The following is a 9,284-nucleotide window of genomic DNA, read 5'->3' as shown; positions in this document are numbered from 1 at the left end:
GAAAAGGATCTCCTGGATGCTTTCACCCTTCAGATAAAGAACGGATACGAGGCCGAGCTAAATATTGCCCGAAATAAGATATCACCCCTCATAGACAGGTACCGAAAAGAAGCTTCTAATGAAGAAAAACGAAAGAGACTTGCTATTTTTGAAAACTATCAACAACAAATTACAAGTTTCGAAGAACTGATAAAGTTCATCTACAACAAAGTAGAACAAATGAAAAAGCATAATAAGTGATATGTCTGTTGTGTCCCTCTCTGAAAGTTCGCAACAGAATCAAGCATACTCTATACCTTGGTAAGACCTGCAACTTGCAGATTTGAAAATGTTGTCATCAACCGCCTGTTTCTTGAAGATGCCACTCATTTTCGTGGTAAGATGCTTGATTTTCTGCATGTCGGATTTGTCTTTCACCTTACCTGGTTTAAGTAGTCCCTGACATCGGTTTGCTATTCTGACGCTTTCATGACATCGGTTGTGTATATTGCCTTCCATTGAAATACTCTCCTTATCCGGTTGAGTGCCAATTTATTGTAAAATATATGCATGAACAAGTTGCTATAGTGTGCAAATCTATGTCTCTGCATATATACTTCTAGAAAGCGCGGTGAAAGTATTATGTGAGTAGCTGTGATAATCGCTATTTATATTATGAATTTAATATTCGAATTGAATATGTTTAAGTCATTGATCTGACAAGAAGTGTTATTGTGAATGTAAAAAAGTGTGAAACTACAAAATTCCCGGGGCTGCGTATAAGGGCTGCGAAGCCAGATGAGATTGAATTTGTCATAGGATTGGCAGAGAATGAGGGATGGAATCCCGGAATTCATGACGGGGAGTGTTTTTACCACGCCGACACAGATGGCTTCTTCCTTGCTGAGCTTAATGGAGAGCCCGTTGGCTGCATTTCTGCAGTATCCTACAACGGCTCTTTTGGATTTATTGGCTTGTTCATTGTAAAGCCAGATTATCGCGGAAAAGGCATAGGTTCATCCCTCTGGAGCGTTGCTATGGCAAGACTGGAAGGGCAAGTGATAGGACTTGATGGCGTTCTTGAGCAGGAGTCCTATTATTCAAGGCATGGTTTCCTTCCATGTTACAGGAACATGCGATTTGAGGGTAAGGGGGGCGGAGTGATGCCTTATGGCCTGTTTCCTCTCTGTGACGTACCTTTTGAGAATATACTAGCTTATGACAGCCTGTTGTTTTCACAGATGCGTCAGGATTTTCTGGCATGCTGGGCAGGACAGGAAGGGTCATCAGCCTTTGCTTCTGTTAAGGATGGATGTGTGCAGGGCTATGGACTTGTGAGAAAATGCCGTAACGGGTATAAGATCGGACCTCTTTTCGCAGAGGATATGTCCGTAGCTGAGATACTTTTCCTTGCATTGAGGAGCACTGTATCTGAGCATGAGCCTCTATTCCTTGATGTGCCACAACCTAACAAAGATGCCCTTGAACTGGCAAATAAGTACGATATGTCGGTTTGTTTTGAGACCATACGCATGTACAGGGGCAAAGCGCCTGATATCGAACTAAAAAAGGTTTTTGGGGTGACTACTTTTGAGCTGGGTTGAATTCCTATAAGTCATTCCCAGGATCACTTAACAGCTTCTCACTCACAAAATCTAAATCCCATTATATAGGCTGATCTCCTGTCAAGTGGCTTCCTTCACTTTCTTCATCATTTCCCTGCCAAAGGCGTAAAGGTCCTTCGGGCCGCGGGAAGTCACCAGATTGCCATCGACAACCACTTCCCTGTCCTCTGTCCGGGCACCGGCCGCTTTCAGGTCATCAATTACCCCCGGCCAAGCTGTGGCTTTTCTTCCGCTGACAACTCCCGCCGATATGAGCACCTGGGGGCCGTGGCAGATTGCTGCGACAGGTTTGTTCTGATTAAAGAAATGCCTGGTAATTTCCAGCGCGCTCTCATCAAGCCTCATCTTTTCAGGCCCTTTTCCTCCCGATATCACCAGCAGGTCGTATTTAGAAGGGTCTATCTCCCGGAATGCTGCATCAGCCTCCACAGAGTACCCATGCTTGCCTGTGATCTTTCCTTTCTCCATGGACACTATTTGTGTATCCACTCCTTCTTCCTTCAGCCTGTGGTAAGGGTAGATAAGTTCCACATCCTCAAACCCATCTGCTCCAAATATTAATGCTTTCAAAACACCTACTCCCATGTTGGTGCATAGTACTCTGGGCGTGGATTATATGTAACTTATGGCAGGGAGGACATCGAAGAATGGAACATTCTGCAGTATCACTTTGATCGCAGTGTCCTTCCAATGGTAAATACTAGTACTTATCAAAGTTTTCAGTATCAATATTACTTAGGTTTTTTTATATCTATAGTTCCTAACTTAAATTGTACAGCTGTGCCTTGAAGAGAAAACACCCCCCTTCCGTGGATGCCTCGCAGTTCAAGCTACATATCACAAGCTATGCATGAATTGGGAGGCATCTGCTTCTTACATACAGTAAAGACGCATTAGAGAATTCAGGGTTTTGGCAGATGGCCGCAGCCGCAGCTCCTTCCAAGGAAGGTTGATACCCTGTGCTTGAGCTGGTGAATTTCATCATCGGTCATACTTTCCAGCAAATCCTTGTGCTCTTTTTCGATGTGTTCCAGCATGTTCTTCTCAACATCATCCAGGTTGTTGCCAATTGCCATGTAATTGCAATTAGCAATCCCTATATCTCCGCATTTCACAAGCCTTATTTTCATTATGCATGCTCCGTTTGATCTGATAAAAACTAATAAAAGTAGTAGGATATAAAGATAGTTTCTCTGCGTATCTTCAAAGGTCTTGCTGGTTTATTCATTTTTGTTACTATGAACTATTTCATATAATTAGACTACTCTGCATTCAAAAAAGTAAGGAGCAAAATTTCCTAATCTTATTTATGGCTATCTATTCTTTTTTTTTATATAGGTTTGATAGTGTACAAAGGAGTTGTTTAGATGGGAAAGATTTCTACATATATGGGGTTAATAATCCTCCTTTTGCTGGCAACTATTGCAAGCATGGGTTGTGAAACACGGGAGGAACAGATTGAAGCCTTGCAGGATACAGAGATCACCGTAAGGGAAATTGAGGTAAATGATATTAGCTCTGAAGTGATCGATCTGAATATCACTATGGACATATATAATCCCAACAACGTTACTGCCAGACTTGAAAGAATGAACTATAGCATTTATGCGAATGAAGTATTCATCGGAAATGGAACCTTTGAGGAATCCGTTGAGATACCCCCTCAGGAGGGAAGAAGGACATCGACTAACTTCATTGCGCAAACAACATCCATACCTTCCACGATTGTTAGCGCTCTGTCAGAAGGAATGGTTGTATGGACTATTGAAGGAGTAATGTATTTTGATACTCCGTTGGGAGCAATTGAACAGCCATTCTCCGGGAATATCTCAGATACAAACAATGCTTCAGAGTCCGATAACATCTCAGAGACTGAGAACACTTCTGAGTCATCAAGTACATCAGAATCCGATAACGTTTCCGTACCTTAAAGGGGGTTGAATATTATGGTAGAAAGACCTATAGGTGTAACGATCCTGGCTATCCTGGCCGGAATCCTCTGTGTGATAAATGCAATTATAACTCTCAGGTTTTTGGGTTTTTTGCCCTTCATAGGGCCTGTAGATATTGTAGACGTCCGCATATTCAGTATATGGTACGCATTGCTTTATGGCCTGCTGGCTTATATCTGGTTCTGGGTGACAAGAATGCTCTGGGAGGTCGATCCTCAGGCATGGACGTTCCTGCTCTTCATTACAGTTATGAACCTGAGCTTTGGTTTCATTATACTGATAACAGGAGGGTCATGGTACGACATAAACATCTCAGTGATACTGAATGCACTTATCCTTATCTATGTCCTGTTGCCAGGAACCCGGGAAGCCTTCGGAACAGATTAAAGAGCATATGTTCTTAAGTGGATCAAAAAGAGAATAAGAATCTAATCACATGATGCTGTAAAGCATCATGTCTTTTTCCCTTGCCAAGTTATTTATCTTCTCTTCTACAATAATCATAACAATCATGAAAGTAAGTGACCTGAGGTCCACGCTGGTAATGAGCGCAAGAGAGGAAGCGGTCTTTAGGAAATTTGATCTTCCACGGGATGCTTTCCATCCGATGCTGCTGTCACTTAAGATCGGTGGAGCATGGAGCTATTCGGCAGAGCATCTTAAGTGTATCTCAGTAATGCAGGTTCATACAAACTATGATGAGAGAACAAAGACCGGTAATACACTTGAAGTGATCTACCTGCTGGTGAACCCTGAAACTGTAGCAAAAGAGGGGGTGGTGAACCGTCTGGAGAAATGCGGAAACCAGGAGGAACGAGTATTGCTAACGCGGCCATATTCCATAACCATCAGGGCTGAGAGGATAATTGCGGCACGTATCAGCACCGAGAAAAGGAAGATCCTTGTACACGAGGTAGGGGAAAAGGTGGTGATGTTTACGGGCCCATCCGCGTTCTATGCTGCCCACGAAATGGAGCACCTGGAACATATTGAGATAGAAGGGCTCCCAATGTGGGCTTTTAAATATGAAACAGCAGATACAGAACCCGGGCCTGTTTAAGTGGTTAAGCTTGGAACTCACTGCATCTGAGTATCTATTCTTAAATGTGTCAACTTCTCTTTTCCTATTTGACCTCGCCTGTCTCCTTTAGGAATCTCAGCCATCGCCGGGCCTCAGCGACTCTCTCACGGGAGAATGTTTCATGGAACTGCTTTTCCTTTTCTTTGGATGTACCTTCTTTGATCTCCCTCAGGTCCATCACCGTGCGCATGAGTCCTGCAGTTTCATCGAAAAGCTTGTCTGCCTCTTCCCGCGTAAGCTGTCCGGTCGCCAGTTCCAGCTCGTCTTCTTTCGCTTTTTCAGTGATGTATAGAATACACTTATTAATTAGACTCCGGTCCTGTTCATCAAGTTCCTCTTTCTTTAGCAACTCCCATACGATACTGTGAAGATTGCACATCTTCCCTTTTATATCGCAATTATAAGGTATCTCTTTACCTACCCAGAAGAGGCGCGCATGCAGTGCTGCAAGGAGTTGTTTTCTCTCCGTCTCTGTAATAAGTTCGTCTTCAGGTGTCTCGTCCATAACTTCCCTATAAGATAAGCTGTAGGGCATGGCACAAATATGTTTTGAAGAAAATTGTGGTGGCCAGGCAGCAGGCAGAATAGTGCACTTGAATGGGCCATAAATAACTATTAATAAGTATAGAACTAAAATAGATTCAGGTAATTATTTATATAATCTCATATAAGTTCAGGTACAGGCTATTAGGCTCCTGAATATTTAGGGTGTGGTCTGCTATTGTTGATCTAAGGTGTTGCTATGGGAATGCTTAATGAAGTCAAATCCAAGGGTAAAATCAAAGCCGCCCAGAACTGGCTTAAAATGGCTGAAAACGCTAAAACCCCTGAAAAGCAGGTAGAATATTTTACAAAAGCTCTGGACGCCAATCCATATAATGCAGAAGCATGGTTCAAAAAGGGAAGGGTCCTGGAAAAAATGGGGAACTTTGAAGAGGCAAAAAGATGCTTTGACCTTGCAACAGAGATAGATCCCGATTATCAGGGACTTGTCGGGAAAAAGCAATACGGTTCAGAAACACCTGCAGACTATGAGGAAAATTCTGTATTCCCGGAGAACAGGATGCCTGAAGAGGTTTCACTGGCAGAGGAGCTGGAAGAGCAACTGGAAGGCCAGCCGGAAGATGAATGGGTCGCAGAGGATCCAGAAATGAGTGATTCTGCCTATAAGCCTCCAACAGGAGATGAATCCATATTCAGCACTCTGCGTGCGAAAGAGCATAGTATGCCAGATATGGATACTGACTTTGATTCAGAATCTGATTCAGACGATTCTGATCATGGCAAGACTTCCCTGGAGATGTCACAAGACGCTGAAATTCCTTTATTCACAACGGTTCATGATGAGGAAGCCTTGCAGGTAGATATGGACTCCGGGACAGAAACTGAAGATACTGGGACTATTGCTGTATCACCCACTGCCTCAGAAGCGGATATTTGGAAAGACTCCTCCCATGAAGGGCTGAAGGAACCGAAGACGGAGTCTCTGGATAATACCGGGATGCTTTCTCCGGAAAAGGGAGCTAAGCCTAAAAAACAGACTAAGGTAAGGACTCTGGAAGGAACAAAACCACAAAGTCCACACGCGGGAACACAGCCTGCGACATTAAGTCCTGGAAAAGGAAGTCTCCAGAGTATGGATATCAGGATACCTGTAAGTGAAACGCTCAAGTTCTGGGCAGTTGGCATTGTTGCGATACTGATAGCATTCAAAATAATGACCTATATCTGATAGTTACCTTGAAGTTCTATTTGAGTTTGTATTTTGAAGCAGGTGGTTTTAATCCGCCTGCTGCAAACCATTTCTCACATCAGGCTGACAGGAACAGCCAGTAGACACAGACCTGAATGATGGTCAGGGGTACGCCTATCATCGCAAATTCTGTGAACTTTAAAGTGATGTTACCTTTCTTTTCTGCATTCTCGATGATAATGACATTACTTGCAGCCCCGAGGATTGACAGGTTTCCTGCAATAGTGCTTCCAGCTGCAAGTGCCATCATCTGGACGACTGTTATATCTGCCTGTGACAGGATAGGCAGGTAGAGGGCTACCAGCGGGACATTGGAGATGAACTGGCTGAGGAACACGCTTATCCCAAGTATCATGGGGACCGAGTTAATGTCAGCTCCCGGAGCGCCAATCATATTCTGGAAGAACCCGGAGTCCCACACGCTTTCCATTAGTATGAACATCGCTGCAAAGAACACAAGCGTATGCCAGTCCATCTTTGCTATTATCTCTTTTCTCCGGCTGCTCAAAACAAGCACCGGAAGCGCGGAGATGAGGGCTATATAGGTCAGCCTGAAATTGAAAGGGATGCCTGCCGTTGTGACAGCTATCTTTGCAGCGACCAGCACGATGACCAGGAAAAGAGAGATCTTTGACCATCTGGCAAGTATGTGGTCGGTGATCTTTGGCGCAGAGTGATCAAGGGGCACCGGGGAAAAATGTTTTTTGTAGAATATTTTAAGCAGCAAGTATGTTATCAGCAGGTTTACGACAGTCGGGAGTAACAGGTATCTTACGAAGGTGATAAATGGATTTTCCACATTCCCGCCCAGGGCTATAAGGAGATTCTGCGGGTTCCCTATAGGACTTATTACGCTCCCCGTGGTTACGGCAAAAGCCAGCGCCAGCAGCAGTACTTTTGGATCGATGTTGTGTTCCCGGGCAAGGAGCAGCATTACCGGTGTGCCTATTATTGCCAGTGTATCGTTCATAAGGAATGCGGAGGCGAGTCCCATCCCGAACAGGACGTATAGTATTACCGCATCAACTGTGCCCGCGTTCTTGAAAAAGCGATATGAAAGGTGAGACATATAGCCACTCATTTCCAGTGCCTGTCCGATGGCGAACATTCCAAAGAGAAAGAGCATGACGTCCAGATTGATGGAATGGATGGCATTGGGAATCGATATATTTCCTGTCACGAGCACTCCAAGGGCGCCCAGCGACATTATCTGCCATATCCCAAGCCTGATGTTCCCTACCTGTCTTACGGCAGTCAGGAGGAAAACCAGTGCTAGTATGATTACGGGTAACATCATTAAGATGTTACAATCCGGAATGGTGATTAAATACTTATCCTCACTGCAATTTCAAGATCATTGCAGAGTAGGATATTGAAACATGCAGGAATAAGGTTCTGTTTTCCCGGCAGGTTTTCGTGCATTAATCCCACTTAGTATAAATGCATCTTTATTTCGTCGAACTCCTTAAAAACAAGGTCTACTGAATAGTCGAACTTGTCATGCTCGCGCAGTCCGTACAATGTTTCATGGCGTTCCTGTGTATATTGCATTTTAACTTCATATTATAATGGAAATAGTTTTTTTTCTGTTAACAGATACTTCCGGGGGATCATGTAATATCCTCTATATATCTATGAATGTTTCAATCTGTATCTATATATATATATATATCTATTAAATAGTTTAAATAATAACTAGTTATAATTAATTCTTTTATTATTTTATTGCTATTCTTCTCTGTCAGTGTGGATAAAACTCTGTGAGAAGCCTGTTTTCCCATGAAGGCATCTATACTTATCTAGAATGAAAGCGAAGAGTTTGAATAATGTTTGGACGATTCAAGTATATGGATGATTTGTTCTACGGAGAGATAAATAACGGAATCGTGACTTCCCGCGATGGTGATGGAAAAACATATGAGATGGAGGAACTGGAAGTACTTCCTCCCAGCAATCCCAGCAAGATAGTATGTGTGGGACTTAACTATCATGATCATGCTACTGAAGTCGGTATGAAGGTGCCCGATGAACCGGTTCTTTTCATAAAGCCGCCTTCTGCGGTTATAGGGCACGGGGATAAGATAATGTATCCCCGGTGCAGCCATAGAGTGGATTACGAAGCAGAGCTTGCGGTGATAATTGGCAAGAGATGCAAGAACATTGAGTATGAAAGGGCTTGTGATGTTATTGCGGGATTCACCTGTTTCAATGATGTGACCGCCCGTGACCTCCAGAGCAGGGACGTCCAGTGGACAAGGGCCAAGAGCTTTGATACCTTTGCTCCCGTGGGACCTTTCATTATACCGACAAGTGATTTTGATCCGGATAATGCCTTTATAAAAGCCAGGGTCAATGGAGAGGTAAAGCAGGACTCAAACACTTCTAATCTTATTTTTGATGTGCCTTACCTCATAGAGTTCATATCCGGCATAATGACGCTTGAGGTGGGTGACATCATCGCCACCGGCACTCCGCCTGGAATCGGGGAGCTCAACCCGGGTGACACTGTGGAAGTAGAGATCGAGGGAATAGGAACCTTAAGGAATGAGGTTGTATAATGCTGTTTGATCAGGTCAACAAAGAACTGGAACTCGCAGAGCGCCATTTAATGGTTCTGAGGGCAGTGGTCGAGCGCGGACCTATAGGCATTCTGAAACTAGCCGAAGAAACAGGCATGCCTACGCATAAAGTGCGCTATTCACTGCGAATTCTGGAGCAGGAGCAACTCATCAGGCCCTCAACCCAGGGAGCTGTTGCAGGTGATGCTGTAGAAGAGTTCCTTTGCGGTTTTGATGCCAGTATCAGTGATGTGGTGTCAAAGGCAGCCCGCATCAGGGAGCTGGGCAAGTCTCAGTGAGCGCACATTTAAATCCGGTTATCGCAATTCAAACCTG

At 43.9% G+C, this 9,284-nt stretch carries 12 protein-coding genes and 1 pseudogene; 8 read left to right on the top strand and 5 right to left on the bottom strand.

Going from position 1 to position 9,284, the window contains the following annotated elements; translation table 11 throughout:
* A pseudogene (locus tag Q8J68_RS13570) lies at window positions 1-240 on the top strand (hypothetical protein); the annotation flags it as partial.
* A 39-nt stretch (window positions 241-279) separates the two neighbouring features.
* Here the strand turns inward: Q8J68_RS13570 and Q8J68_RS13565 are convergent.
* A complete protein-coding gene (locus tag Q8J68_RS13565) occupies window positions 280-498 on the bottom strand; it encodes a hypothetical protein (protein ID WP_305312050.1) in 219 nt (72 codons plus the stop codon).
* 215 nt (window positions 499-713) lie between these two features.
* On the opposite strand from Q8J68_RS13565, the gene Q8J68_RS13560 reads away from it, so the two are divergent.
* A complete protein-coding gene (locus Q8J68_RS13560) occupies window positions 714-1,583 on the top strand; it encodes a GNAT family N-acetyltransferase (RefSeq protein ID WP_305312049.1) in 870 nt (289 codons plus the stop codon).
* Between the two features lie 81 nt (window positions 1,584-1,664).
* Here Q8J68_RS13560 and Q8J68_RS13555 read toward each other — a convergent pair whose 3' ends face one another.
* Both Q8J68_RS13555 and Q8J68_RS13550 read right to left on the bottom strand, forming a co-directional pair.
* Complete coding sequence (locus tag Q8J68_RS13555) at window positions 1,665-2,174, bottom strand: type 1 glutamine amidotransferase domain-containing protein (protein ID WP_305312048.1); 510 nt, start codon at window positions 2,172-2,174, stop codon at window positions 1,665-1,667.
* A gap of 332 nt (window positions 2,175-2,506) precedes the next feature.
* On the bottom strand, window positions 2,507-2,734 hold the full coding sequence (locus tag Q8J68_RS13550) for a DUF1059 domain-containing protein (RefSeq protein ID WP_305312047.1): 228 nt from the start codon (window positions 2,732-2,734) through the stop codon (window positions 2,507-2,509).
* Between the two features lie 237 nt (window positions 2,735-2,971).
* On the opposite strand from Q8J68_RS13550, the gene Q8J68_RS13545 reads away from it, so the two are divergent.
* The 3 genes from Q8J68_RS13545 to Q8J68_RS13535 all read left to right on the top strand — a co-directional run bounded on the left by Q8J68_RS13545 (window position 2,972) and on the right by Q8J68_RS13535 (window position 4,616).
* Window positions 2,972-3,535: an LEA type 2 family protein gene (locus Q8J68_RS13545; RefSeq protein WP_305312046.1), complete on the top strand. Its 564-nt coding sequence runs from the start codon at window positions 2,972-2,974 to the stop codon at window positions 3,533-3,535.
* Window positions 3,536-3,550: 15 nt separating this feature from the next.
* The gene (locus Q8J68_RS13540) at window positions 3,551-3,943 is read left to right on the top strand and encodes a hypothetical protein (protein WP_305312045.1); all 393 of its coding nucleotides are present in this window, start codon (window positions 3,551-3,553) and stop codon (window positions 3,941-3,943) included.
* A 124-nt stretch (window positions 3,944-4,067) separates the two neighbouring features.
* Window positions 4,068-4,616: a RimK/LysX family protein gene (locus tag Q8J68_RS13535; protein ID WP_305312044.1), complete on the top strand. Its 549-nt coding sequence runs from the start codon at window positions 4,068-4,070 to the stop codon at window positions 4,614-4,616.
* A gap of 64 nt (window positions 4,617-4,680) precedes the next feature.
* Here the strand turns inward: Q8J68_RS13535 and Q8J68_RS13530 are convergent, their stop codons facing one another.
* Window positions 4,681-5,142, bottom strand: a complete 462-nt coding sequence (locus Q8J68_RS13530; RefSeq protein ID WP_305312043.1) for a DUF5788 family protein — start codon at window positions 5,140-5,142, stop codon at window positions 4,681-4,683.
* 237 nt (window positions 5,143-5,379) lie between these two features.
* Here Q8J68_RS13530 and Q8J68_RS13525 point away from each other — a divergent pair, with 237 nt between their 5' ends.
* Window positions 5,380-6,369 carry a tetratricopeptide repeat protein gene (locus Q8J68_RS13525; RefSeq protein ID WP_305312042.1) on the top strand — a complete coding sequence of 330 codons (990 nt, stop codon included), beginning with the start codon at window positions 5,380-5,382 and terminating at the stop codon, window positions 6,367-6,369.
* 79 nt (window positions 6,370-6,448) lie between these two features.
* On the opposite strand, the gene Q8J68_RS13520 is transcribed toward Q8J68_RS13525, so the two are convergent.
* The gene (locus Q8J68_RS13520) at window positions 6,449-7,687 is read right to left on the bottom strand and encodes an SLC13 family permease (protein ID WP_305312041.1); all 1,239 of its coding nucleotides are present in this window, start codon (window positions 7,685-7,687) and stop codon (window positions 6,449-6,451) included.
* A gap of 529 nt (window positions 7,688-8,216) precedes the next feature.
* Here Q8J68_RS13520 and Q8J68_RS13515 point away from each other — a divergent pair.
* Entirely contained in the window at window positions 8,217-8,948 is a 732-nt protein-coding gene (locus Q8J68_RS13515; RefSeq protein ID WP_305312040.1) for a fumarylacetoacetate hydrolase family protein, read from the top strand.
* Window positions 8,948-9,247, top strand: coding sequence for a hypothetical protein (locus Q8J68_RS13510; protein ID WP_305312039.1), 300 nt, complete (start codon window positions 8,948-8,950; stop codon window positions 9,245-9,247). The genes Q8J68_RS13515 and Q8J68_RS13510 overlap by 1 nt, the downstream gene beginning before the upstream one ends.
* The last annotated feature ends 37 nt before the right edge of the window (window positions 9,248-9,284 follow it).

Origin of the sequence: Methanolobus sp. (assembly GCF_030682845.1) — an archaeon.
In the GTDB taxonomy this organism is placed as follows: Archaea; Halobacteriota; Methanosarcinia; order Methanosarcinales; family Methanosarcinaceae; genus Methanolobus.
Note: the sequence above shows the minus strand (reverse complement) of the source record. Positions and strands in the feature narration are given on the sequence as shown.

Excerpts from the sequence above, each read along its gene's own strand:
- Q8J68_RS13565 (WP_305312050.1), bottom strand. The coding sequence starts at position 498 with ATGGAAGGCAATATACACAACCGATGTCATGAAAGCGTCAGAATAGCA.
- Q8J68_RS13545 (WP_305312046.1), top strand. The coding sequence starts at position 2,972 with ATGGGAAAGATTTCTACATATATGGGGTTAATAATCCTCCTTTTGCTG.
- Q8J68_RS13550 (WP_305312047.1), bottom strand. The coding sequence starts at position 2,734 with ATGAAAATAAGGCTTGTGAAATGCGGAGATATAGGGATTGCTAATTGC.
- Q8J68_RS13520 (WP_305312041.1), bottom strand. The coding sequence starts at position 7,687 with ATGATGTTACCCGTAATCATACTAGCACTGGTTTTCCTCCTGACTGCC.
- Q8J68_RS13510 (WP_305312039.1), top strand. The coding sequence starts at position 8,948 with ATGCTGTTTGATCAGGTCAACAAAGAACTGGAACTCGCAGAGCGCCAT.
- Q8J68_RS13525 (WP_305312042.1), top strand. The coding sequence starts at position 5,380 with ATGGGAATGCTTAATGAAGTCAAATCCAAGGGTAAAATCAAAGCCGCC.
- Q8J68_RS13515 (WP_305312040.1), top strand. The coding sequence starts at position 8,217 with ATGTTTGGACGATTCAAGTATATGGATGATTTGTTCTACGGAGAGATA.
- Q8J68_RS13540 (WP_305312045.1), top strand. The coding sequence starts at position 3,551 with ATGGTAGAAAGACCTATAGGTGTAACGATCCTGGCTATCCTGGCCGGA.
- Q8J68_RS13535 (WP_305312044.1), top strand. The coding sequence starts at position 4,068 with ATGAAAGTAAGTGACCTGAGGTCCACGCTGGTAATGAGCGCAAGAGAG.
- Q8J68_RS13530 (WP_305312043.1), bottom strand. The coding sequence starts at position 5,142 with ATGGACGAGACACCTGAAGACGAACTTATTACAGAGACGGAGAGAAAA.